22 protein-coding genes are annotated in these 26301 nt (G+C 38.9%); 5 read left to right on the top strand and 17 right to left on the bottom strand.

What is annotated here, in order from left to right; translation table 11 throughout:
• The first annotated feature begins 163 nt into the window (after positions 1–163).
• The 3 genes from ACYQ0E_RS10215 to ACYQ0E_RS10225 are packed head-to-tail and all read left to right on the top strand — an operon-like array spanning position 164 to position 1892.
• Complete coding sequence (locus ACYQ0E_RS10215; protein ID WP_460188121.1) at positions 164–565, top strand: hypothetical protein; 402 nt, start codon at positions 164–166, stop codon at positions 563–565.
• 17 nt (positions 566–582) lie between these two features.
• Positions 583–1311: a DUF4395 domain-containing protein gene (locus ACYQ0E_RS10220; RefSeq protein WP_460188122.1), complete on the top strand. Its 729-nt coding sequence runs from the start codon at positions 583–585 to the stop codon at positions 1309–1311.
• Complete coding sequence (locus ACYQ0E_RS10225; protein WP_460188123.1) at positions 1308–1892, top strand: TetR/AcrR family transcriptional regulator; 585 nt, start codon at positions 1308–1310, stop codon at positions 1890–1892. Before ACYQ0E_RS10220 ends, ACYQ0E_RS10225 begins: the two co-directional genes overlap by 4 nt.
• Before the next feature lie 12 nt (positions 1893–1904).
• Here the strand turns inward: ACYQ0E_RS10225 and ACYQ0E_RS10230 are convergent, their stop codons facing one another.
• The 8 genes from ACYQ0E_RS10230 to murJ form a co-directional block, all read right to left on the bottom strand.
• The gene (locus ACYQ0E_RS10230; protein ID WP_460188124.1) at positions 1905–3983 is read right to left on the bottom strand and encodes a BCCT family transporter; all 2079 of its coding nucleotides are present in this window, start codon (positions 3981–3983) and stop codon (positions 1905–1907) included.
• A 159-nt stretch (positions 3984–4142) separates the two neighbouring features.
• A complete protein-coding gene (locus ACYQ0E_RS10235; protein WP_460188125.1) occupies positions 4143–4604 on the bottom strand; it encodes a PACE efflux transporter in 462 nt (153 codons plus the stop codon).
• Positions 4605–4790: 186 nt separating this feature from the next.
• Complete coding sequence (locus ACYQ0E_RS10240; RefSeq protein WP_460188126.1) at positions 4791–5648, bottom strand: alpha/beta hydrolase; 858 nt, start codon at positions 5646–5648, stop codon at positions 4791–4793.
• Between the two features lie 1264 nt (positions 5649–6912).
• Complete coding sequence (locus ACYQ0E_RS10245; protein ID WP_460188127.1) at positions 6913–8607, bottom strand: AIPR family protein; 1695 nt, start codon at positions 8605–8607, stop codon at positions 6913–6915.
• Between the two features lie 248 nt (positions 8608–8855).
• On the bottom strand, positions 8856–9368 hold the full coding sequence (gene lspA / locus ACYQ0E_RS10250) for a signal peptidase II (RefSeq protein ID WP_460188128.1): 513 nt from the start codon (positions 9366–9368) through the stop codon (positions 8856–8858).
• A 191-nt stretch (positions 9369–9559) separates the two neighbouring features.
• Positions 9560–12388 carry an isoleucine--tRNA ligase gene (gene ileS, locus ACYQ0E_RS10255; RefSeq protein ID WP_460188129.1) on the bottom strand — a complete coding sequence of 943 codons (2829 nt, stop codon included), beginning with the start codon at positions 12386–12388 and terminating at the stop codon, positions 9560–9562.
• A gap of 88 nt (positions 12389–12476) precedes the next feature.
• Positions 12477–13436 (bottom strand): bifunctional riboflavin kinase/FAD synthetase, encoded by a 960-nt coding sequence (gene ribF / locus ACYQ0E_RS10260; RefSeq protein WP_460188130.1) that lies wholly within the window; start codon positions 13434–13436, stop codon positions 12477–12479.
• A 217-nt stretch (positions 13437–13653) separates the two neighbouring features.
• Complete coding sequence (gene murJ, locus ACYQ0E_RS10265; protein WP_460188131.1) at positions 13654–15189, bottom strand: murein biosynthesis integral membrane protein MurJ; 1536 nt, start codon at positions 15187–15189, stop codon at positions 13654–13656.
• A gap of 264 nt (positions 15190–15453) precedes the next feature.
• On the opposite strand from murJ, the gene ACYQ0E_RS10270 reads away from it, so the two are divergent.
• Both ACYQ0E_RS10270 and ACYQ0E_RS10275 read left to right on the top strand, forming a co-directional pair.
• A complete protein-coding gene (locus tag ACYQ0E_RS10270) occupies positions 15454–17085 on the top strand; it encodes an acetolactate synthase large subunit (RefSeq protein ID WP_460188132.1) in 1632 nt (543 codons plus the stop codon).
• Positions 17086–17117: 32 nt separating this feature from the next.
• Positions 17118–17543: a hypothetical protein gene (locus ACYQ0E_RS10275; protein ID WP_460188133.1), complete on the top strand. Its 426-nt coding sequence runs from the start codon at positions 17118–17120 to the stop codon at positions 17541–17543.
• A gap of 169 nt (positions 17544–17712) precedes the next feature.
• Here the strand turns inward: ACYQ0E_RS10275 and ACYQ0E_RS10280 are convergent, their stop codons facing one another.
• The 9 genes from ACYQ0E_RS10280 to leuS all read right to left on the bottom strand — a co-directional run bounded on the left by ACYQ0E_RS10280 (position 17713) and on the right by leuS (position 26290).
• Positions 17713–18000: a DUF3817 domain-containing protein gene (locus ACYQ0E_RS10280; RefSeq protein WP_460188134.1), complete on the bottom strand. Its 288-nt coding sequence runs from the start codon at positions 17998–18000 to the stop codon at positions 17713–17715.
• Positions 18001–18196: 196 nt separating this feature from the next.
• Complete coding sequence (gene rpsT, locus ACYQ0E_RS10285; protein ID WP_460188135.1) at positions 18197–18460, bottom strand: 30S ribosomal protein S20; 264 nt, start codon at positions 18458–18460, stop codon at positions 18197–18199.
• A 340-nt stretch (positions 18461–18800) separates the two neighbouring features.
• The gene (gene rlmH / locus ACYQ0E_RS10290; RefSeq protein ID WP_460188136.1) at positions 18801–19271 is read right to left on the bottom strand and encodes a 23S rRNA (pseudouridine(1915)-N(3))-methyltransferase RlmH; all 471 of its coding nucleotides are present in this window, start codon (positions 19269–19271) and stop codon (positions 18801–18803) included.
• Between the two features lie 20 nt (positions 19272–19291).
• On the bottom strand, positions 19292–19651 hold the full coding sequence (gene rsfS, locus ACYQ0E_RS10295; protein ID WP_460188137.1) for a ribosome silencing factor: 360 nt from the start codon (positions 19649–19651) through the stop codon (positions 19292–19294).
• Positions 19652–19681: 30 nt separating this feature from the next.
• Positions 19682–20323 carry a nicotinate-nucleotide adenylyltransferase gene (gene nadD / locus ACYQ0E_RS10300; RefSeq protein ID WP_460188138.1) on the bottom strand — a complete coding sequence of 214 codons (642 nt, stop codon included), beginning with the start codon at positions 20321–20323 and terminating at the stop codon, positions 19682–19684.
• Entirely contained in the window at positions 20323–21576 is a 1254-nt protein-coding gene (locus ACYQ0E_RS10305) for a glutamate-5-semialdehyde dehydrogenase (RefSeq protein ID WP_460188139.1), read from the bottom strand. Before ACYQ0E_RS10305 ends, nadD begins: the two co-directional genes overlap by 1 nt.
• 605 nt (positions 21577–22181) lie before the next feature.
• On the bottom strand, positions 22182–23210 hold the full coding sequence (gene holA, locus ACYQ0E_RS10310) for a DNA polymerase III subunit delta (RefSeq protein ID WP_460188140.1): 1029 nt from the start codon (positions 23208–23210) through the stop codon (positions 22182–22184).
• Between the two features lie 42 nt (positions 23211–23252).
• On the bottom strand, positions 23253–23795 hold the full coding sequence (locus ACYQ0E_RS10315) for an LPS-assembly lipoprotein LptE (protein WP_460188141.1): 543 nt from the start codon (positions 23793–23795) through the stop codon (positions 23253–23255).
• Positions 23796–23806: 11 nt separating this feature from the next.
• Complete coding sequence (gene leuS / locus ACYQ0E_RS10320) at positions 23807–26290, bottom strand: leucine--tRNA ligase (protein ID WP_460188142.1); 2484 nt, start codon at positions 26288–26290, stop codon at positions 23807–23809.
• Between the last annotated feature and the right edge of the window lie 11 nt (positions 26291–26301).

Here is a 26301-nt window from a genome sequence, read left to right on the forward strand (position 1 = left end):
CATTATGTTTTTTAAAATCAAAGCAAACTCCACTCCTTCTATAAGGTCTATACAGGCCAGAAACCTTACAATTCCATTTCATAATCGATTGACTTATTTATCCATTTCGTTAAACTAACAAACGTTAGTTAGTCAACTTCGTTAAATTTAAGGAAAATGCAAAATGAGAACCATCTTAAATAAAGTTTGGATTTATTGGTTTGTGACCGATATTTTATTAATACTCGATGTCTCGGGTTGGCATTATGGCTTGCCTTTGGCAACCGCTTTAACCGTTTTTCAAGCATTGCACTTTTATATAGAAACCAAATCGATCACCTCATTTCCTGTTCAAGTTCGCATTGCTTACGGCTTGCTATTAGCAATCGCTTTTTGGTCACCTATGTATACGATTGTTTTATATTTTGTCATTTTAGGTACCTCAGCCATGGTGCTATTTGACTACTGTTTCTTGGCGAGATTTATGTCTCTAATGCCTTGGAATCACAATAAAAAATATTCACTATCAATGATTTACCGTACTTTTATCAGTAAACCCGTTACTGGTTCTGTTCAAAAAAATTAACTCTTTAGGAGGCAACGATGTCTTGGTTTAAAAATACTTGGTTTAGAGATCCAAATGAAAAATATCTATTTATCAATGACACAGCAGTGCGCTATCGCGCTGGTATTATGCTGGCAATTCCGCTGTTTATGGCGTTAACACTGTTTGATGTACTTTATACTTCTCCGTGGATTGTTGATACAAACACCATAGAAGATACCTATGATATAAATGAAGCGTCACAAATCATTTATTCTGCTGAAATGACCCGCCGTACTTACGATTACACGGCACAAACCACACTATTGTTGTATGGTTTATTTGAATTAATCGCAGGTATGTTTGTATGGACATCACGCTTTTCACCCACCATTCATTTGGCGACTTATTTAGCCCGCAATAAAAAACCAGAATGGAAACCAATCACCCCAAAACGTTTTGCATGGGGCTTAGGGTTAACATTAGTTACCTTATGTTTGGTATTTTTTAACCCCGTTATTGTGGCTAATTGGGTAAATTCGCTCTTTGGTACAGAACTGTTGCCAACCACCTATAACTATATTCCTATTTGGTTTCCGGTAAATTTGGTTTGGGTTTGTATTGCATTAATGTGGTTTGAAGCTGTACTTGGTTTTTGTTTAGGTTGTAAAATACACAGTCTATTGGTATGGATGGGGATAATTAAAGAACCTTGCTATGCCTGTAACAATATAGATTGGGACGCCATTAAACGTAAACACGAAGCAACAGGACAAGCAAATACATGACAATAGGCAACACACAACAACGCATCTTAGAAACCTCTGCCGAACGTTTCGCTAGCAAAGGTTACGATGCGTTAACAATGCGAGATATTGCTACCGCTTGTAATATTAAAGCGCCTTCGCTTTATAATCATTTCAAAGATAAGCAAGAGCTGTATCAAGCAACGTTAAAGTATGTGTTTACTCACCAGGGGCAAGACTTAATCGCGTGTTTACAAACCAATCATCCAGCTGAACAAAAACTCGATCATTTTATTGCCCTAGCTTGCGAACAAATGGCCGCCAACCAAACTTTTCGTAAGCTTTTTATTCGTGAACTATTAGAACAAGATGAACAGCACTTACAGTTTTTAGCAAAAGAAGTTATGGCCGATGCCTGTTATGCCCTGCATGATGTGTTTATTGAACTAAAACCAAATTGCGATCCACACTTTCTCACAACCAGTTTACTTGCATTGGTGTTCTTTCATTTTCAAGCGAATTCTGTACGACTCTATTTACCCGGTGGTAACGAACATACGCTTTCACTTGAATATCTAACGCAAAATATTCAAAAGATGATTCGTCAACAACTACACGTTTAATGTCTTCCCTACTTAAACGTCTTTATTGAGATTTAAGTTGGGTGTGAGTTGTTGTTCACGTTGTTCGACTTCCCAAGGTAATAATTCTTCAGAATGATGAAGTTTGTGTAAATAGTGTTCAAAATGGTTGAGAATGTCGGTAATCATATTATGGCGACTGTAACCAAATACATCGTAAGCCTCTCCACCTTCTCTTAAAAAGACCTCTGCTCGATAGTAATACGACACCATGTCTTCAGATTGCTCTTTTTGCTCTAACATCATTTCTGATAAGGCAAAACTAGGCACAATACGCTCACATAATCGCACTTCGTAAATAAAGGGTACTTGTTCAGATTTAACCACTTCAATACGCGCTCTAGTAGGGTCGTTATCAATGTATACACTCGATTCCCAACCACGGCGTTTAAGCTCCAACTGAACCGTTTGCATGCTTTTGTAAGCGATATCATTGATAAAATCTGAAACCTCTTCTTTTTCAGGGTATTCAACCAGTTTAGATAATCGTTCTTTCCAATTGCTGCCATCCTGTTCAACCGTTTTACCACTATTACGCACTGCATTTTTAAGGCTTACATCTCGCTTGGTTTCAATAATGAGCGCTCGCCAAATGCCAACCATAGCAATTAACATAATAACGGCAAATGGTAATGCACTCACAATAGAAGCCGTTTGAAGGGCTTTTAACCCGCCAGCTAGTAGCAATACAGCCGCAACGCTTCCCAACAGGATTGCCCAGAAAACTCGTTGCCAAACGGGTGGTACGGAATCTCCTTTAGAGGCAAGTGAATCTAAAACTAAAGCGCCAGAATCGGCTGAAGTCACAAAAAAAGTAATGATTAAAAAGACCGCTAATACAGACATAAAACTACTTAAAGGCAAGTGTTCAAATAGTTTAAACAATGCAATCGCTTTATCGTTTTGTACAGCTTGAATAAAGCCTTCGTACCCTTCTTTCATAATAAAATGTAAGGCTGTATCGCCAAAGACTGAAAACCAAAAAAAGGTAAAAATGGTTGGCACGATCATTACGCCTAATACAAACTGACGAATCGTTCTACCTTTACTAATTTTGGCAATAAACAACCCTACAAAAGGCGCCCAAGCAATCGTCCACGCAAAAATAAAGACCGTCCAATTACCAATCCAATCACTAGATGAGTAGGCCTGTAAATTAAAGGTGCGCTCTACAATATTGCTTAAATAACTGCCTGTATTTTGTAAAAAGGTTTCTAAAATAAAAACCGTTGGTCCCGTTAAAAACACAAATAACATTAAAACAATTGCTAACCCAATATTAAGCAAAGAAAGACGCTTAATGCCTTTATCCATACCCGCTACAACAGATAAAGTGGCTAAACCAGTAATAATAGCAATGGCTATAATTTGTACCGTGGTGTCAATCGGAATGGTAGGAAATAGATAGTGAATACCCGCATTGATTTGTGTGACAGACAGACCTAATGTGGTGGCTAAGCCAAACACCGTACCCAAAATGGCAAAGGTATCAATACTATGACCAATTGGCCCATAAATACGATCGCCAATTAAAGGATACAGCGTGGAGCGCATTGAAAGTGGTAGCTTATGTCTAAAAGAGAAATACGCTAAAACCAGCCCAACTAAACCATAAATAGCCCAAATATGAAAACCCCAGTGAAAAAAGGCAATTTCCATTGCTTCTTTAGCGGCCCCAACCGTTTCAGATGGACCTTCAGGCGGTGTCGCGTAATGTAATACAGGTTCAGCCACCCCAAAGAAGAGCAATGCAATACCGTAACCTGCCGAAAACAACATCGCAAACCAGGCTATAAAAGAGTAATCCGGCTCAGAATCATCGGGACCGAGTTTTATTTTGCCCCAAGGTGAAATCGCAATAGAAATAATAAAGACTAAAAAGATAGCCACAACCAGCATATAAAACCAGCTAAAGTTTTGAGTAATTTCTGCTTGGGCTTGTGAGAAAAGCTGCCCTGCTAAATCTGGATTACTAAGGGTGCCTATAATTGTAAAAAAAATGACAAGAATAGCGGGAATAAAAACAGGGAGTAATATTGTTGATTTTAGACGAGAGGTTTCAGAAGCAGGCATAAATAAGGCTCTTTAGGAAATTACTGAAACCTTAACAAAATTGAGTTTCTTTGCAAGTTTCCGAGCTTATCTTTAATAAATAATTTTATGAAGACTCAAAACTAAAAACCTCAGAAGCTGTAAAGCCCTATCTTATAAACAAAAACGAGCATCGCCACACTACTGGGTTTCTGCATGACCTTTAACTTGCTGATTATAAACTTGATAATGCAACGTAAATATCTGATCAAAAAGCAGCGTAAATATAAACGTATACACCAAAAAAAATAGCAACAAAGCCGCTTCCATAATAAAAGCGTCCCACAAGCCAACACCATACCAAAACATAAATAGAGGCAAGCAAAGCAATACTAAGCCCCCTTCAAAACTCACTGCATGAACAATACGAACCGCTAAGGTACGCACTTTAATTTGCTTACGCACCTCCCACCATTCAAATGCCGTATTAAAAATATAATTCCAAACTACCGCAGTGGTCGACAGAATAATGGCTACAACTAACGAATCTTGAGAGTCGCTATTATTTAACAACATAAGAATAAGAGTTGAAAACAAAATAGCAATAACTTCAAAAAGAACAACGTAAACAATACGACGCTTAATAGGACTTAAGGTTATCAACGGAAAACTCCACAGAGCATGTAACGCTCTTAAATAGAATAAAAGCCGGTCCGTCCCGGTTAAATATAGATGTAGAATAAGAATTTTTCTACTGCAAAGCCACGGTTTCCGCTTGCATCAATAATGTACCACGCCATTTTAAAAAATGCCAACCAGGCACCTACACTTTGCGCGATTCCGTCATACTTAAGTGTTTTTTATAAAATCATCAAGTTCGCTAAAATGCTTTTCAATCTTATCAATAGAATCATGATCCGCTTCGGGCACTTCTAAACACTTAATATTTTGAGTTTTGGCTGTATTACAAGTTTCATTGCACAGTAAGTGAAAATCACTTAATGGAATCACACTATCCGCCGTACCATGCACCAATAACGTGGGCTGAGAAATGCGTTTAATACTGTTTATAGGCGCAATCGCATCAAACTTATGGCCAATTGCCCACTGCACATAACTTGAAATAAGAGGGATTAAACCCGGTATAACTTGTAATTTTTTAAGCGATCTTTGCATAACCAATTTAGGGTGAACAAAACTGGCGATTGAAATCACCATATTCGCGTTTAAGCCATTTGCAACCGCAAGCAACACTGCCGCAGCACCCACAGAATGCCCTACAACAATTGTTTGCTGACTTTCTCTAGTTTTGTGTTTATGCAACCAATTCACCGCCGACGTTAAGTCTTCCGCAAATTTAGGCATACTCGAAACACCTCGTTTTTCACTGTCGCCATGATTATGCGCATCAATCATTAACAGGTTATAACCTGCCTGGTAAAAAGGTTTGGCTAGTGGCAAGATAATACTTTTATTAGCACCCCAGCCATGCAAAACCACCACCGTAACATCACTTGGCTGTTGCGCTTTAACCCACCAAACCGAAAGCTTTGTACCCTGTTCACCCACAAATTCATGAGTTTGGGCATTAAGACCATAATGAATGGGCAAATCATCATTACTCAGTCTTGGCGCCCTAAAACTCAAATGAATAGCCACCACAAAACCGAGTATTAATAAAATCGGTATAAAAATTAAATAGATCATAAAAAACTCATAGAAAAATGCGAATCATGGCAGTTTATTATATAAAACCAGGACAGTACCCTTTTATTTTTAAGGTTTAACTTATCTTATCTGTTGAGAAGTAATCAACTGCCAATTTATCAGGCCTGGTAAAAATGAAAGTTGATGATTATTCTTACCTGTTGAGAAGCCCTTTTTGATATTTATACATCATTAATTTTAACTATTGGGCTTCCCCTTCCTTTCTTTGCTTGCCCAAAGAAAGGAAGCAAAGAAAATGCACCCCGCTCCATATATTGGCAAGTTCTAAACTTGTTCACTCAAACTCCAGAACTCGCAAAACAAGTTTTGCTCTAACAGCTGGAGTTTTTAACCGTTCACTACGTTAAGAACTTTGCACAATTTATTCCAAGGGGAATCTTGGCGTTTGAGGTTGGCTTTTCAGAATAACAATTAAATTTACCCAATACTCACAAAGTTGGGTTTGCCACAGGTCATACCAGGCCTGGGAAAATTGAAAGTTGATGATTATTCTTACCTGTTGAGAAGCACTTTTTGATATTTATACATCATTAATTTTAGCGTTAGGGCTTCCCCTTACTCTTTTTACTTGCCTAAAAAAAGTAACCAAACGAAGAACTTGGCTGAAGCGTAGCGAAGAGACAAGACAAAAAAGGCACCCCGCTCCATATATTGGCAAGTTCTAAACTTGTTCACTGAAAACGCTGAACTCGCTCCGCAAGCTACGTTCTAACAGCAGCGTTTTTTAAACGTTCACTACGTTAAGAACTTTGCACAATCTATTCCAAGGGGAATCTTTGGCGTTTGGGGTTGGCTTTTCAGAATAACAATTAAATTTACCAGGCCTGGTATGGCCTGTGACCAACCCAACTTTGTGAGCATAGGGTAAAAATTACAGCGCAATAATATATAAACAATATAAATACGGAATTAACGTAGAAAAAGCATCCCTTCTGTAAGCAATCGTTATTTCACTTGGCGTAGGATGCGTTTAAACATTTCCATTGTCCGAGCGTAGCGAGTTATGGGAATGTCAGCAGACAAGCTTAGTGAAATAGATTGTGTCAGCAGGGGGCCTTTTCTTTGCTTACTTGCTTTGGGCAAGCAAAGAAAGTAAGGAGAAGCCAGAGCCTTGAAATTAAAGGCCTATAAATATTAAAAAGGCTTCTCAATCATGAACAAAATCAATTTATATTATAGTGTTACCAGGCCTGGTAATCTTATCCACAAAAAACGGCTTTGCACACAGCTGCAATATAACATTTTATAACTTCCTATCAGTCCTGATTTTTTCTTTCAGAGTTTCAATTAATTTAGCACCTTTAGCTATTTTATTTGTGCCACCAAGTTCTCGGTATAAATCATAAGTTGTAATTAAAGCATAATTAAACATTTTGTCAGTCAAGTCTTCAGGCTTTAAAATTGATATTTGATTACTTCTCGGATAAAGACTTTGAGTCATTAAGCAGCTGACTGTATACAAGATATAAAACTTAATGTCTGCTATTTCTGTTGTTGTATATTGTTTATCTTTTTTCAACTGCTCTTCGATTCTACGGCCGAAAAGTGCTACTAAATAGTATGACTGTAAATCATTATTTTTATGAAACAATTTAGTGTATGACTCATCGTCTTCAAGTAAAGTTGATGGTCTAGCTCTTGCAAAATTGGGCTTCTGCATTAACACTGAAATTAAGCATTGAGACATAAAGGGTACACTAATTATTTCTTTAGGTTTTTTTCCTTCATTTTTGTAAAAGTTTTTCCTTCGATCATAGAAAAGCCCTCTTGGCTTAAGAAAATCTTCTATTTGACGGTGCACTTGATCTGTTGCTCTTAGTGATGATTTTGGAATTGGCGTTTGACTATTTGTTGCTCGAATTATCCGATCACGTGTTTCTTCACTTTCTGGAACAATTATTCTAATCAGAACATCTCTATTTTCTTCTTTAATTTTATCGTTGTTCAAACTATAAAAGCGATGTATTTCTGAAGATGTTTGCAAGCCATTTACAATCTCGGGGTTATGAACAACAAGTTCCTTTCCTCCCGGAGCAGCTACTTCACTAGCTAAAATTGTGACACCATTATTCAACCACCAAAATTCTTCATTACCTGGATTTTCAAGAGTATCTTGTATTTCATTATTTACATTAGTTTTTCCTTGATAATCTCTAACATTTGACTCAAATATATGCCTAATTAACTTCCCATCTTCATCTGTGATGAAATCAAAATAATCTGCTAAATTCATTAATGCTATAAAGACTTGCCCTGAGGTTGATAATGGAGTTTCTGATATTTTTAATCGAAATACATCGTTTGGTCTTTCTTGTGCCATTTTAACTAACTGTTCAGCCCCAAGAAAATTAACTTTAGCTTCTGCAGATGGTAACTTGCTCTTAATATCATTTTCTAAATCAACTGCTTGCTTTGTTACGTTTGGATGTAAGTCTATTCCTTTAGATACATAGTAAATACTAACTTTCAATTTTGGTTTCTTAGTAATAAGACCAACATAAGTATTTTTAAACAATTCAAATACACCCAATACCTTTTCATTATATTGTCCAATATAATCATCAGGATTAAAGTCCAAATCAAAAAGACTTCGGCATAATCTTGATAGTTTCAACAAAGGGTCTTCTGAAAAAGAGTTTTCATATTTTGATTGTATTAAAACAAACTCAATATCTACATTTTTCTTATATTTACCAGTTAAGTCTTCATCTTCTTTTACTAGCTCACCATTTACAAATAAATAAAGTGAGTCTGCTCCACCATCATGACTTTGACCTGCGATGCCTGTATTTATTTCATCGTAACTTAATTCATTTTCTTTCAATACCTGAAGTGCTGAATAAAACTCAAAGAAGTCACTTAAAGGTATATTTTCATCAAAACCTGCCATTTCTTGCTTAATTATTTCATCAAGTAAAATTTGATTATTTTTCGACATTTACTTCCCTTTATTAATGGTTCTTTTATGCAAAAAGGTGTCCGCACACGTTGTATTTAAGCCTTTTTATTGATTTTAAGAATGTATGAGTGTCTCATTTTACCTATTTAAACAACGTAATCATTGAGTAAAAGTGACAATCAAGTGTAGACCTTAAGTCAGTAAAAAAGTAAAAGTTTTTTACTAATATATATACAAAAAAAGACCAGGCCTGGTCTTTTGAAGTGTTCGAAAAACTTTGTTCTACTTTATGAATCAGCGAGTTCTGCTTGCTTCTTTTGCCTTGGTTTTAAAACAAATTCAGAAAGAATTAACAGGCCTGCTCCAATCGTGATGGCGACATCAGCTACATTAAACGTGGCGTAGTGCCAATTGCCGATATAGAAATCAACAAAGTCCGTGACTCGCCCGGCTAGAAAGCGGTCGATAACATTACCGATTGCACCACCTAACACCAAGTTAATACCCCAAACTTCTGCGGTGATTTTGCTTGGTAATTTTGATAACCAAAACATCAAAATTGCACTCACCACTAAAGCCAAGCCTGCAAAAAACCAACGTTGCCAACCACCCATTTCAGCTAAAAAACTAAACGCCGCACCGTGGTTATAAACCAATGTCCAGTTTAGATAAGGCATAACCGCAACAGGTTCAGCAAAGGTTAAATTGCTCACCGCTATGTATTTGGTTAACTGGTCAAAGGTAATGACTAAAACCGCTAACCAAACTGTTTTAATCGCTGTTGAGTTTGTTTCTGGCATTTTCATCACTTTTTCATTCATTAGCTAAATTCAATTTTGATATAAAACTGCCTTGAGAAGCTTTTATGCAAAATCTAATAATATAATTCGTTATTTAGATGGCTTCTAAAAACTGTCAAGACAAGGCGGCAAATGTGAGCTTACAAATGTAAGCGTCCATTTGCCAACGCAGTATTGGCAGTTTTTAGGGGTTAGCTAAATCTACGAATTTCTCCTGCGCCTGCAATATTATCCACACAACGCTGACAAAGTTCTGGATGCTCTGCAATAGTGCCTACTTCTTCACGGTGATGCCAACAACGTGCGCATTTTGGTTTTTCAGTTGCCCCTGCATCAATCCACAGGCCTGGCATTTCTGATTCAATCGCGGTATCCGTTTTGTCGGCTAATGTTTTTAATGTTGCTTCTGAGGTAATTAATACAAAACGTAGTTCGTCTTGTAATTTGCTTAATTTGCTGTGGATTTCATCATCACAATATAAAGTCACTTCTGCCGTTAATGAGGCTTTAATGACTTTATCGGCACGTAGTTGCTCAAGCTGTTTGGCAACGGCTGAACGTACAGCAATCATCTCTTCCCAATAGGCTGAGTTCATTTCTGCGGTTTCGTCTAAATCGGTTAACCCTTCGTACCAAGTTGAAACAAAAATGGTTTCTGAGCGTTCACCAGGCAGTGCTTTCCAAACTTCTTCAGCGGTAAAACTTAAGATTGGTGCCATCCAGCGCGTTAAGGCTTCAACAATATGATACAGCGCAGTTTGTGCTGAACGACGTGCTAGCCCTTCAGTTTTACAGGTGTATTGACGGTCTTTAATCACATCTAAATAGAATGCACCAAGTTCAACAGAACAGAAGTGAGTCATCGCTTGATAGATATTGTGGAAGTTATAACTGTCGTAGGCTTCTGTAATCTCTTTTTGCAGTTTGGCGGCGTGACCAATTACCCATTTGTCTAATGGCAATAAATCATCATAAGCAATCATATCGGTTTCTGGGTTAAAACCGTTAATATTGGCTAATAAGAAACGGGCAGTGTTACGAATACGGCGATATGAATCGGCTGTACGGCTGATGATTTCGTCTGATACGGTCATCTCATAACGGTAGTCGGCCGCTGAAATCCATAGACGTAGGATATCTGCACCGAGTTTGTTGGCGATTTGCTGTGGTGCTACCACGTTACCTTTTGATTTAGACATTTTTTTACCGTCTTTATCTACGGTAAAACCATGCGTTAACACTTGTTTATAAGGTGCTTGACCATCCGTTGCTAACGCCGTTAATAAAGAAGACTGGAACCAACCACGGTGTTGATCAGAACCTTCTAGATATAAATCGGCAGGAGCGTGTAGTTCTTCACGCTGACCTAATACGGTAAAGTGTGATATACCTGAATCGAACCAAACGTCTAAAATATCGGTGACTTGTTCGTAATCATCGGCTTCATCACCCAACAATGCAGTCATGTCTAAATCGTACCAAGCGTCGATGGATTTTTCTTCAACCAGTTTGGCAACTTCTTCCATTAATTCGGTGGTGCGTGGGTGCATTTCGCTGGTGACTTTATGCACAAAGATAGCGATTGGCACACCCCAAAAACGCTGACGTGAAACACACCAGTCTGGACGACCATCAATCATACCTTCAATACGATTTTGCCCCCATTCTGGTACCCATTCAACTTTTGGAATGGCTTCCATCGCTTTATCACGTAAACCACCTTCGGTCATTGAGATAAACCATTGTGGCGTGGCACGGAAAATCAGTGGCGTTTTAGTACGCCAGCAATGTGGGTAACTGTGTTCAATGACTTCAATGTGCACTAAGGCTTTATGTTCTTTTAGCACTTCTAGAACATGGTCATCAACCTTAAGAACGTTTTCACCTTCAAAGATTGGCGTACCAGTCACATAATTACCATTGCCATCAACTGGGCAGTCTACTTCTAGATCGTATTTTAGACCAACCTGAAAATCTTCTACCCCGTGACCTGGTGCGGTGTGTACACAACCTGTACCCGCTTCGGTGGTAACGTGATCACCTAAAATCAGTGGCACAATACGGTCATAAAATGGGTGTTGTAAACGAATTAAATCAAACTGTTCACCACGACCATAAGCAATCACGTTGTATTTATCAAATCCCCATTTATCCATAGCGTCTTTAATCATCGCTTCGGCTAAAAACAGACGCTCAGGACCGTGTTCACCATGTACTTGAACAACAGAATATTCTAACTCTGGGTTGATTGAAACCGCTTGGTTAGCAGGTAGAGTCCACGGTGTTGTTGTCCAAATGACAACAGACAAAGGCCCTTCACCCGTATGATCTTCTACATGATGACAGCGTTTAAAAAACGCTTCTTCATCAATCACAGGAAAACGCACATCAATCGATTTTGAACGTTTGTTTTCGTATTCTACTTCTGCCTCGGCCAAGGCCGAACGCCCACCTACTGACCAATAAACAGGTTTAGTACCTTTAACTAGGTGACCGTTTTCAATGATTTTTGCTAAGGCACGAATTTCATTGGCTTCAAATTTAAAGTCTTTAGTTAGATATGGGTTTTCCCAATCCGCCATCACACCTAAACGTTGAAAGTCTGCCATCTGCCCTTCAACTTGCTTTTGAGCATAGTTACGGCATTCTTGACGGAACTCAGTCGCACCAATTTTTTGGCCTACTTTACCTTTCTTTTTCTCAACGTTTAGTTCAATCGGTAAGCCGTGACAATCCCAACCTGGTACAAACGGTGCATCAAAACCGCTTAAGCCTTTTGATTTAACAATCATGTCTTTTAAGACTTTGTTTACCGCGTGGCCAATGTGAATATCGCCGTTTGCGTATGGAGGTCCATCATGCAAAATAAACTTTGGGCGACCTGCCATATGTTCACGTACGGTTTGGTATAACGAATCTGATAACCAAGCTTCTACTTGCGCAGGCTCACGGTTTGGTAGATTGCCACGCATTGGGAAATCAGTTTCAGGTAAGTTTAAGGTCGGTTTATAGTCTGTCATTCGATAACTTCACTAGGTTGAGAGGGTGAGGAAAAATCCAACACCCTAATTAAAATTTTAAAATCTGTTTTAAACATCGTCTAACGAATTAATTCGCTAGATTAAAATACTCTTTGGCTTTTTGGGCATCTAAAGCAATTTGTGCTTTAAGCTCTTCTAAACCATTAAATTTCATCTCTGGTCGTATAAAAGCTTCTAACGTGACTTGCACGTGTTGGCCGTAAACGTCTTTATTCCAATTAAAGAGATGCACTTCAATGGAAGGCCTTACACCATCAACGGTTGGGCGTAACCCTAAATTTGCTACACCTGGCCAAGGCTTATCAGCTATGCCACTTACCGTTACTGCAAAAACACCTTGAGCAGGTATTTGTGCTCTTTTAGGGTTAATATTTAAGGTTCTAAACCCAATGGTTCTACCCAACTTTTGACCATGAATGACTCTACCATTAAAACTAAAGTCTTTGCCCATTAGGGCTTTGGCTTCTGCCAAGTTGGGTACGTTGGTTTCTTCATTTAACAATGCGCTTCTAATACGCGTACTGCTTACACGCTCTTGGTCAACCCCAAAAGTTGGCATATCGGTTACGCTAAAATCATTTACCTGGCCGGACTGCTCTAAAAAATCAAAATCACCTTGGCGATGTTGACCAAAATGAAAATCATCGCCTACAACAAGGTGTTTAACATTTAATCCTTGTAAGAGCACGGTATCAATAAATTGTTGCGCCGTTAAAGCGGCAAATTTGGCATTAAAACGCACGCACAGTACATAGTCAATTTCTGTATGTTTAAACGCCTGTAACTTCTCGCGTAAATTCATTAAACGCACAGGAGCTTGCTGTGGTGAAAAGAACTCGATTGGCAGTGGTTCAAAAATCATAACAACACAGGGTAAACCAAGCTGTTTTGCTTGTTTATTTACCGTATCTAATACCTGTTGATGACCTAGATGCACGCCATCAAAATTACCTATAGTTAATACACAGCCTTTGGCTAATTGCGCCTTAAATCTATTTAAATTGTGTAAACCACGAATAAGCTGCATGCATCTGTTTCTATATATAAACCAAGCCGTAAATTATAGCCTAATGAAGACCTTAACTGTTTGTAAATGTATTAAAAACATCTACTTTTTTATATTTTACCAGGCCTGGTATACACAGTGGCATTCGCAATGGTACTGACTCTGCTATGCCCCTATAACGCTCTAGAACAATGAAAAGAGAGAGTGAATGTATTTATAGCCTTAATTTAGCAAAATGTTATACCGATTTATTGACTAGTTTTTTAGGATTTAAGCCCACTAAAACCAATACCACAGCATAAATAATCATAGAACCAAAAACCAAACCAAATAACCATGCCATGCGCATCCAAGCATCAAAGGCATACCAGCTTTCTATTGCGGGGGAAGCGATTAATAAAAACGCCACTAAAGCCGCATTGGCAATTAAGGCTTGCACCATAAGTTTGACCCACCCAGCTAAGGGTTTAAAAATGCCTTGTTTGGTTAAATACCAATACAATAAGCCAGAGTTCACAAAGGCCGATACGGTTGTGGCTGCGGCTAAACCAACATGAGCAAATGGACCAATTAAAATTAAATTTAAAACCGTATTGGTAACCAAGGCAATCACGGCGACTTTTACAGGCGTTTTCATGTCTTTACGTGCATAAAATGCCGGGGCTAAAATTTTAACCAAAATAAAGCCTAATAAGCCAAACGAATAAGCCATTAAGCTCATGCTCGACATACTGGCATCGTGTGCAGTAAATTCACCGTAAAAGAATAAGGTTGTAATTAACGGTTGCGATAAAATCAATAAACCTAATGTGGCGGGCAAACCAATAATTAATACCAAACGTAATGCGCTATCTATGTCTTCTTGAAAACCTTGCCAATTTTCATTAGCCGCCTTTTTTGACAGGCCTGGTAAAACCACCGTAGCCAAGGCCACACCAAACACGCCTAATGGAAACTCCATTAAACGGTCAGAATAATACAACCAAGAAACGGAACCTGTAACTAAAAACGAGGCCAAAACCGTATCAACTAAGAGGTTGATTTGCGCGACTGAAACCCCAAATAATGCAGGAATCATAAGACGTTTTACCTCACCCACACCTTCATCTGATTGGGTACTTGGGTGTGGCAGAAGACCGAGCTTATATAAAAATGGCAAATGAAACAGCAACTGCACCACACCCGCAACCAACACCCCCCAAGCCAAAGCCATAATGGGGATATCAAAATACGGTGATACCCAAACGGCAAAAGTAATGAGCACTAAATTTAAAAATACAGGCGTAAATGCGGGTACAGCAAATTGATTGTAGGTGTTCATAATGGCTGACGAAAACGCCACCAAAGAAATCAGTAAGAGATACGGAAAGGTAATGGCTAACATATCCGATGCTAGCTTAAATTTTTCGGGTTGATCCATAAAACCGGGGGCAAAAACAATCATCCAAAGTGAAGAACCAAACACCCCAAATGCGGTTAACAAAAGTAAAACCCCACCCAACCTAAAACTAATGGCATTGACTAAATGTTTGACTGCGTCATGTCCGCGTTTTTCTTTGGCCTCGGCCAACACAGGTACAAAGGCTTGCGAAAACGCCCCCTCGGCAAATAAACGTCTAAAAAAGTTTGGAATTTTAAAGGCCACAAAAAAAGCATCGGCACCCATACTTGCCCCAAAATAACGAGCAATAATCACATCACGCACAAAACCTAATACACGCGATATCATGGTCATTCCACCAACTGTCGCTGTTGCTTTAATTATTCTTTTCAAGAGTTTATTCCAAAGTTAAACTTATTACCCAAACTATCAAGACGACAAGATTTTTATAATAGACGAATCTGCAAAGATTTCTTAATGGCTGAATTGTATCAAACACCAAACGGCATACCTATTTAATTGGGCTAGTCTTAATGGATTTTATTTTCTTATCGACTTTATATATGCCAAGATAAACCCATATCATCTTGTAATATTTTTTTGCATTGCCTGTCTATATTATTAAGGTAATAGCACCTACCAAAGAAGGTAAACAATATGAAAGCCGCAGAACTGTTTGTTAAATGTTTAGAAAACGAAGAAGTTGAGTATATTTTTGGTATTCCTGGTGAAGAGAATCTTGACTTAATGGATGCCCTTCTTGAGAGTAATATTAAATTTATTTTAACTCGCCATGAACAAGGTGCGGCTTTTATGGCCGATGTTTACGGGCGTTTAACTGGTAATGCTGGCGTTTGTTTGGCCACTTTAGGGCCTGGCGCAACCAATTTAGTGACTGGTGTGGCGGATGCAAACATGGACAGAGCGCCCGTAGTTGCCATTGCAGGTCAGGCAAGCACTAATCGCTTACATAAAGAGAGCCATCAAGTCTTAGATTTGGTAAACCTATTTAAACCCATTACCAAATACAGCACTCAAATTCTGACGGCGGAAGTGATTCCAGAAGTCGTACGCAAAGCATTTAAAGTTGCCCAGGCCGAAAAACCTGGTTGCAGCTTTATTGATTTTCCAGAAAATATCGCCCAAGACCATGTTGAGAAAAAACCACTAAAAAAACAAAGCCCACTGGCTTCTTACGTAAACCCTTTAAAAGTACAACAAGCGGCAGATATTATTTCTCAAGCTAAGTTTCCCATTATTATTGCGGGAAATGGTGTCATTCGCTCCCACGCAAGTGATGCCTTATTTGAATTTTCTACAAAACTAAATATACCTGTAGCCACAACGTTTATGGCTAAAGGAGCTTTACCGTGTAGTAATAATTTGGCTTTAGGTACAATTGGCTTACAAGCCCACGATTACATTTCGTGCGGCATTGACCGTGCCGATGTTGTTATTTGTGTGGGCTACGACATTGTGGAATATCACCCCCATTTATGGAATCAAAATCCAGATACTCAAATTATTCACATAGACACCCAACCTGCTGAAGTGGATGAATGCTACATTGTATCAGCAGGATTAATTGGTGATATTGGCCAAGCTTTATCCAGCATTGCTGCAGTAAGTAAACGTCATATAGGTGCGCCTTATCAGGGTTTAAAACAAAAAATAGAAGAGACCTTTCACCAACTTGATAGCAATGAACTTTTTCCAATAAAACCGCAAAGAATTTTAACCGATTTGCGTAAATGTCTAGCCGCTGAAGATATCGTTGTTTCAGACGTAGGAGCTCACAAAATGTGGGTGGCCAGAATGTACCAAGCCCTTTCACCCAATAGCTGTATTATCTCTAACGGTTTTGCCTCAATGGGTATTGCCTTACCTGGTGCTATAGCCGCTAAATTAGCCAAACCGAATCAAGTGTGTGTCGCGGTGACGGGGGATGCAGGCTTTTTAATGAATATGCAAGAGATTGAAACCGCAGTACGCCTAAATATTCCCATTATTGTCTTAATCTGGAATGATCAACAATACGGTTTAATTAAATGGAAACAGATGAATCATTTTGGTAGAGAAAGTAATGTCAGCTTTAACAATCCAGACTTTGTAAAACTGGCTGATGCATTTGGGGCAAAAGGTTATAAAATTGAGCATACTGAAGATTTACTACCTACACTAAAACAAGCCATACAAGATAACTGCGTGGTATTGATTGACTGCCCTGTTGATTACTCTGAAAATCTAAAACTCACCGAAGATTTGGGGGAAATGATTTGCCCAACTTAACAAAGATTATTTACAACATATATGGTAAAAATATGACTAAAAACACCCTATTAAGCGCCTTGTTTTTTATTGCCTTTATTCCACAGGCACAAGCTCAAGAAGACTATAAACCTTCTAGTGCTGTCGTTTCCATTATGCCAACTGTTATGGAAAATTTAGATATTCTTGAGCTTACCGAGCAACAGCTGGATAAAGTGAGAGCGGTATCTCGAAAAAACTTTTCACAAGTTGAATACATTAATGCTGAATACAATGATTTAAAAACAGAGCTTAAAGAAATTCTTTTAGACAGTCAAAATCAAGACCAAAAACGCGCCCGTGACATTGTAAAAAAGCTGGCTGAACTCGATCAAAAACGCATGACCTTAACGTTGGATTGCGCTTTTGATTTAAAAAGAATATTAGGTACAAAAACCTTTGAAGAAGTGGTTTCTACTATAGAATTTCAAAGCAACTAATCACAATGAATTAACTCTATTTTAAATTTACCAGGCCTGGTAGTTTCTGTTCCAAAATACATTTTGTGAACAGAAAATAAACTATAATTTTTTTAACTTAATCGGACATTACACAAAAGGTAAGAAACCTTTTTAATCCGAGGATTCAAGTAATAACCGAAATTTTACATTAATCAACGTTAACAGGCTTTTTTAGTACTTTCGCTTTGTAATAAAAACTACCAAACGGAATCAATGATGCTAAAAACCCTAAAAAACCTTTAACCGCTGAAAGTTGACCACGACCAACATGATAAAAAAGCACAATATTAAAGACAATAAACAAACCACCATGAATACGGCCAACCCAACTTACCACTTCAGGCATACCAAATTGATATTTCAAAGGCATCGCTATAAATAATAAAATTAAAAGCGACGATCCTTCTAGCAACGCCATAAATCGTAAAAACTTCATACTCACCCTCTCCAAATATTCATTTATTCCAGACAATAAAAAACCGAGATGAACTCGGTTTTTTAGTAACTCATTTATAGATTTTTTTCGTTTCTAAGGTGCGTATATTCAAGGTGAAAAATGTAAGTTTACAAGTGTAAATGTCCATTTTTCTAACGCAGAAGATGCGTACCTTAGGAGCGAAAAAGCCTATAAATTAAGCCATCGCTTTAATGCGTGCGTTGATTCTGCTTTTTGAACGCGCTGCTTTGTTCTTAGCAATAATACCTTTACGAGCCATACCATCTAATTTAGATTGTGCAGAACGGAAAGCTTCGTTAGCTGCCGCTTTATCACCAGCTTCGATTGCCGCTAGAACTTTTTTTACTGCTGTACGCATATCTGAACGTTGTGCAACGTTTCTGATACGACTTGCTTCTGCCTGACGTGCGCGTTTTGCTGCTTGTGCTGAATTAGCCATTTTTATTTCTCCAAGATGATGTATTTGGTAAATATGATTATTCACCAAATAACATCATAATTTTTTTACGTGTTAACGATCCGTAGACCTATCATTAACATTTAACACAACATTGCCCCATGCGTACACAGAAACAATGACTACGATGTAATAAGAGCGGAGATTATCCATGTTTATCCATTCACGGTCAAGCCATTAAGCATTTTTTATTTAAAAATAACAAGTTACCCTTTGCTGAAAATATAATGTTTGCCACTGTTTTTACCAGGCCTGGTAAAAATGATGTTTAATTTTTAATATTTAATGTTGAATGAACAAAACAACCCCTAAAGCAAGGTTTTTATTCTCTGTGATATGGATGATTTTGAATTACGGAGTAAGCTCTATAGATTTGCTCGGCCACCAAAATCCTAACCATTGGGTGTGGCATGGTGAGTTTTGATAGCCCCCACTTCCATTTGGCTTGCTGTATTAGGCTTTGTTCTAGGCCATCTGGTCCGCCAACGACTAGGGCAATGTCTTGCCCACTGCCTAACCAATCTTCTAATTTATCGGCTAAACCTTTGGTGGTGACTTGTTGACCATGCTCATCCAAAATAATAAGTTGAGATCCTTTGGGAATAGCGCCTAATATTTTTTTGGCTTCTTCAGCTTTATATTTATCTGCAGAGCCTGTTTTGCCACGAGTAGCCATTGGCAACTCAATCAGTTTTAGAGCACAAGATTTAGGCAGTCGTTTTGCATATTCTGCATAACCATCTTGCACCCATTTTGGCATTTTTTGGCCGACTGTTATAAAGTGAATGACCATAATAATTAACTCGCCAAATGCTATTCAGCGACCATTTCGGCTTGAGATTGCGCTTTAACATCCCAAAGTTTTTCTAATGCGTAATGCGCACGTGCACCTTCTGTCATAACGTGAACAATTGCGTTACCTAGATCAACTAAAACCCAGTCAGGTTGTGGGCCAGCTTCTACACCTAAAGGTGGTTCGCCAGCTTCTTTAAAGGCTTGTTCTACGTGGGAACCTAAAGCTTTAACATGTGTAGTTGATGTACCGGTTGCGACAATCATTAAATCGGCAAAGCTACTAATGCCTTTAATATCCATCACTTGAATATCGCGGGCTTTTGAATCTTCTAATGTTTTTACAATTAGATCTTCTACTTCTTTTATATTCATACTCATTGAACTGGTTTGCTCCTTAATCGAAATCGATTATTTTTTTGTTTGGCTTGTCGGTTTATAAAGGCCGTGTTCTTTTATATATTTCATGACGCTAGATGGCAAAAGATATTCTGCCGATTGCCCAGCGAGCATGTGGTTTCTTACTAAGGTTGAACTAATATCAAGTTGGGTAACATCCATTTCCATGATTTGCCCTGACTCAGCGGTAAAAGCGGTAACATGATTTTTTTTGTAAATTTCACCCGACTCACCACTTTCTGGTACCGGTTCACCAGGCCTATGCATAACGACAATATTGGCTAGTTGCAATATTTGTTGCCATTTATACCAGGTATAAAACTTGGCAAAGGCATCGGTTCCCATCATTAAAACTAAGCTAAAACCTTTAAATTTTTGTTTTAATAATTCTAAAGTGTCCGCCGTATAAGACGGGCCGCCTTTATCCATTTCTATGGTGTCTAATATAAAATTTGGCTGAGATTTAATAGCCAGTTTTATCATATCGCTACGCTGTACAGCCGACACATTTGGTGTATTTTTATGCACAGGGCGAAAACACGGTACAAATCGTACTTGCTCAAGCCCTAAACGCTGCATGACTTCTAATGCTGGGCGTAAATGTCCATAATGTACAGGGTCAAATGTTCCGCCATTTATGCCAATAAATTTCATTAGTCGCGAATGTTTCCATCACCCAACACAATGTATTTTTGTGAGGTAAGGCCATCTAAACCAACAGGACCACGGGCATGAAATTTATCGGTACTGATTCCAATCTCTGCACCTAAACCATATTCAAAACCATCCGCAAAACGGGTGGATGCGTTTACCATGACCGAACTTGAATCCACCTCGGCTAAAAAGCGACGAGAGGTGCTAAAGTTTTCTGTAATGATCGACTCTGTATGCCCAGAACTAAATTGGGCAATATGGTCCATGGCTTCATCTACGTCTGCCACAACTTTAATGGATAATATTGGGGCTAAATATTCTGTTGCCCAATCTTCTTCTGTTGCTGGATTTGCCGTAATAATCGCACAAGTTTTTGCGCAACCACGCAGTTCTACCCCTTTTTCGGCGTATAAATTAGCTAATTCTGGTAAAACCGCTTGTGCTTGTGATTCCGCAACCAACAAAGTTTCCATGGCATTACACACTCCGTAACGATGTGTTTTGGCATTTAAAGCAACTTTAACGGCTTTATCTTGGTCTGCATCATCGTCTATATAAACATGACAAATTCCGTCTAAATGCTTAATAACCGGCACGCGTGCACCTTGGCTAATGCGTTCAATAAGACCTTTACCACCACGAGGAATAATCACATCAACAAATTCAGGCATCGCAATTAACTCACCCACAGCTGCACGGTCTGTTGTAGCAACCACTTGTACTGAGGTCTGTGGTAAATCCGCTTTTTCTAGCCCTTGTTGAATACAGTTTGCTAAGGCTTGGTTTGAAAACGCTGCCTCTGAACCACCACGTAAAATGGCCGCATTACCTGATTTTAAACATAAAGCCGCAGCATCAACCGTGACGTTTGGACGTGATTCATAAATAATACCTACCACACCTAAAGGCACACGCATTTTACCAATTTGAATACCTGACGGACGGTAACTCATATCACTAATTTCGCCAATTGGGTCTTGCAGTGCGGCTATTTGACGTAAACCTTCAGCCATACCCGCAATGCCAGAATCGGTAATCGCTAAACGGTCAAGCATGGCGGCATCTAGACCATTGGCTTTACCATTGGCTAGGTCTTTAGAATTTTCTGATTTTAAGGTTTCTGCTGAGTTTTCAATGGCTTCGGCCATAGCAATTAAAGCCGCATTTTTTTGCTTGGTTGAAGCTCGCACCAAAGCACGTGACGCTTTACGCGCTTGCTGACCTAACTGTGTCATATACTCTTTTACATTCATTAACCAATTCTCTTTTAACATTTAAAACTAAATCAAAATTAACCACGAAGTCACAAAGACACGAAGTTTTTTAGGGTATGTAAATTTTGTGATGGTTAGCTTTAAAACTAAAACTTAATAACTCATCAGGATATATAGTAATTGAGAAGCCTTTTAATTAAAATTTCTTTGCCTTGCATTTCAATAATAGGCTTCCCGTTACTCTTTTTGCTTGCCCAAAAAGAGTAACCAGAAAAAAGGCACCCCACTCCATAAATAGGCAAGTTCTAAGCTTGTGAACTGAAAACGCTGAACTCGCTACGCTCAAGCAGCAGCGTTTCTTAACCGTTCACTACACTAAGAACCTTGCACTTTTTATTCCAAGGGGAAATTGCCGTTGCTCGAAAGTTCATCATTTATATGTATAACTCTAAAACAATCACGAAATTTACATACCCCTTTTTAAAACTAAAACATTTTTACCAGGCCTGGTATTTTCAATGCCAACTCAATTTTATGAACAAACGGTAAAACCTTAATGAAATAAACCCAGTTTTCTTTGTGCCTTCGTGCCTTCTCGGCTCTACAGCCGAGTTCTTTGTTTCGTGGTTAATATCTTTTCAAAACTAGCGAGCAATTTTGGCCACTAAATCTGATAAACCAAACCAAACTTCTCTATCGGTTAAGGTTGGCTGTATGCCTTTTATCATCATGTCTATTTGCAGGGCTTGTTTTAATAGGCCTTGCCAATCTTGTAAACTATGCCGTTTCATAGCCTGGGAATATTCACCCTGGCGTGATTGCCATATACGGCACTGACTAAACGCTTGGTTAAGCGATACTTGTTGTGTCAGTTGCGCTAATTCAATTAACTGTCTAATCTCTTTAGAGAGTAGCCAAAGAATTACAGGTGGCTCAATGCCTTCTTGCTGTAAACGAGACAGCATTTGTACACTATAAGCCACTTTACCATTTAACATGGCCGTGGCTAATGCAAACAACTGGTAGTGCGCCTGGTCAACTACGTGTTCTAAAATATGTTGTGCCGTCACCACAGAGCCTGCTGGTAAACTTAAAGACAGCTTAGTAATTTCTTGGTCGGCCGCTAATAAATTACCTTCCACTCTCTCGGCTAATAAATTAGCGGCTTCGCGTTCTAACGTTAACCCTTGTAACTCGGCTTGCTTTTGACACCAACCTGGTAAAGCATTAATAGGTACAGGTTTAGACTGAACAACCAGGCCTGCTGATTCTATTGAGGTTACCCATTTAGCTTTTGTCTGACGACTATCTAGTTTTTCACACAATACCACTAACACGATTTCAGGTGGTAAAGCTTGCACATAAGCACACCAATCTTGAAAAAACTTGCCTCCGTCACGTCCTGGTGAGCCTTTGGGCATATTAATTAAAATCATGCGTGTTTCAGAAAACAATGAACCGGCTTGGGTATCCATTTGTAAGTTTTGCCAATCAAAGCTAGCATCAACATCATAAGTTTCACTGGCCATATAGCCTTGTGATATAAGTTGTTTTTTTAAACCGTCCAAACTATCACGTAAAAATAACGGTTCTTCACCGTAGAGTAAATAGATGGGTTTAATCTCAAGATTACCGCTATTAAGCTGGTTTAAAAACGCGCTTGCAAGAATCACATGAGTTCTCTTTGATTAATTTGATGCCGTTCAAATGCCACGTTATTGACCAACCACGGCTTTATCAACTTTATCAGATTGCTTATATGCAAATGCACGGTGAATGCGTTCAACAATCTGGCTTGCAACCTTTTGACTCATCGATTTACGAATACTCTGTAATTCGCTGTTTGATGCTAAGGCGTCTGAAATATTAATTTTTCTATCGCGATACACCACACTATCTCCGCTCACAATCAATTTTCCGCTTGCTAAATCTGTGACCTTAAATGCCTGCGTTAATTTAAGCAATTCAGATGTTCTATCACCTAACCCAGAACTGGTACTTGTTGAGGTTATTTTAGTTGCCATTAATACAATTTGTACGTCAGCCGCCAGAGTATCCAAAACTTGAATACCCGATTGATGTAATTGCAGTTCTAGGGCAGTTTGTACTTCCTGAGAAACACCTGACGATGTTGTTATAACAGCAGTATGAAACGGTAATTCTCCGTAATGGTCTGCACCACGCAAGTGAAAACCACAACCAACTAAAGAGGTCATAATTACAACAAAAAAACTATTTCGCCAAATATTTCTCAACATATTCAACTCAATTAACCTTTAACAACCAAGTTAACCAAACGACCTGGCACCACAATTTCTTTAACGATTTCTTTACCATCAATAAACTTAGCAACAGCATCATCAGATTTTGCGGCTGCTAAAATAGTGTCTTTGTTGGCATCAACCGCAACCTCTATTTTGCCACGTAACTTACCGTTAACTTGCACCATTAATTCTATTTCAGATTTAACCAATGCCGATTCATCTACTTTTGGCCATGCGGCATCAACAATCAAACCAGTTTCACCTAACGGTTGCCCTAATGATTCCGCCAAACTCTGTGCCATGTGTGGTGCCATGGGTGAAAGCATTAATACTACAATTTCCAAAGCTTCTTGCATAACAGCACGACCTTGGTCATCACTTGCTTCAACAGTAAACTTAGATACTTCGTTCATCAATTCCATACAGGCTGCAATAGCGGTATTAAACGTTTGACGACGTCCCATATCATCGGTGACTTTTTGTAAGGTTTCATGCACTTTTAGGCGCAAAGCTTTGGCTTCTTTATTTAAACCTTGTGAAGAAGTTGCCGGTTTTACCAGGCCTGGTTCTATGTGATTATGCACTTGGCGCCAAACGCGGTTTAAGAAACGATAAGCCCCTTCTACCCCTTTATCCGACCACTCTAAACTTTGCTCTGGCGGTGCCGCAAACATAATAAATAAACGAACCGTATCCGCACCAAATTTTTCAATTAGGCCTTGCGGATCAACCGTATTGCCTTTTGATTTAGACATTTTAGAACCATCAAGTAAAACCATACCCTGTGTAAGCAAGTTTCTAAACGGTTCATCAGTTTTAACTAAACCTTGATCACGCATCAGTTTGTGGAAAAAACGTGCATACAATAAATGCAAAATAGCGTGTTCAATTCCACCAATATATTGGTCAACTGGCGTCCAGTAATCTGCACGTTCATCCAGCATGGCTTTATCATTATCTTTTGAAGTATAACGAGCGTGATACCAAGAAGATTCAAAGAACGTATCAAAGGTATCGGTTTCACGCTTAGCACGACCACCACATTGCGGACATTCGCAATTTTTAAAGCTGTCCATTTTCGCTAAAGGCGAACCTGATCCATCAGGCACGACATCTTCTGGTAAACGTACCGGTAATTGATCTTCTGGTACGGGCAAAGCCCCACACGCAGGGCAATAAATAACCGGAATTGGGCAACCCCAATAACGCTGACGAGAAATACCCCAATCACGTAAACGGTAGTTTGTTTGTTTTTCACCTAGGTTTTTCTCACCTAAAGCTTTAGCCATAGCATGCAAGGCATCTTTTGACTTTAAGCCATCAAATTCCCCAGAATTAACCAAAAACCCTTTTTCAGTAAAAGCGTGTTCAGAAACATCCGCCATTTCATCAGCTTTTGGCGCAATCACCGCTTTAATTGGTAAGTCATAGGCTTTGGCAAATTCGTAATCACGTTGATCATGGGCAGGAACAGACATAACCGCCCCTGTTCCGTACCCCATTAATACAAAGTTAGCCGCCCAAACAGGTACTTCTTCACCCGTAATTGGGTGAAGAACACGAACGCCCGTATCGACCCCTTTTTTCTCCATGGTTTCCATGTCGGCTTCGGCAGTTGAAATATGTGAACACTCTTCAATAAAACGCTCTAAAGGCTCATTGTTAACGGCGGCTTTATGTGCAATTGGGTGGTCAGAAGCAATCGCCACATAAGTCACTCCCATTAAGGTATCTGGGCGAGTGGTGTAAACATCTAAGTTTTGATTGTCTTTTCCAACAATTGGAAAAGAAATTTGCAGGCCTGTTGATTTACCAATCCAGTTTTTCTGCATGGTTTTTACTTGTTCTGGCCATCCGTCTAGCTTATCGAGTCCTTCCAATAACTCTTCGGCATAATCGGTAATTCTTAAAAACCACTGTGCAATCTCTTTACGCTCAACCGGTGCGCCAGAACGCCAACCTTTACCGTCAATAACCTGCTCATTTGCTAAAACGGTCATATCGACAGGATCCCAGTTAACCACTGAAAGTTTACGATAAACCAAGCCTTTTTCCATTAGCTTGGTAAATAGCCACTGTTCCCAGCGGTAATATTCTGGATGACAAGTGGCTACTTCACGAGACCAGTCATACCCTAAACCGAGTGATTTAAGCTGATTGCGCATGTAATCAATGTTTTCGTAAGTCCATTTTGCAGGTGCAACATCGTGTTGCATAGCGGCATTTTCTGCTGGCAAACCAAACGCATCCCAACCCATTGGTTGAAGTACATTTTTACCTTGCATACGTTGAAAACGAGAAATAACATCGCCAATTGTGTAATTACGCACATGCCCCATGTGCAGTTTTCCGCTTGGGTATGGAAACATTGAGAGACAATAATATTTTTCTTTGCTCTCATCTTCTGTTACGACAAAGGTTTGATTGTCGTCCCAGGTTTTTTGAATATCTGCTTCTAGTTGTTGCGGGTTATATTGCACTTCTGACATGGTGTATTTCT

The organism is Thiomicrorhabdus hydrogeniphila (assembly GCF_054656895.1).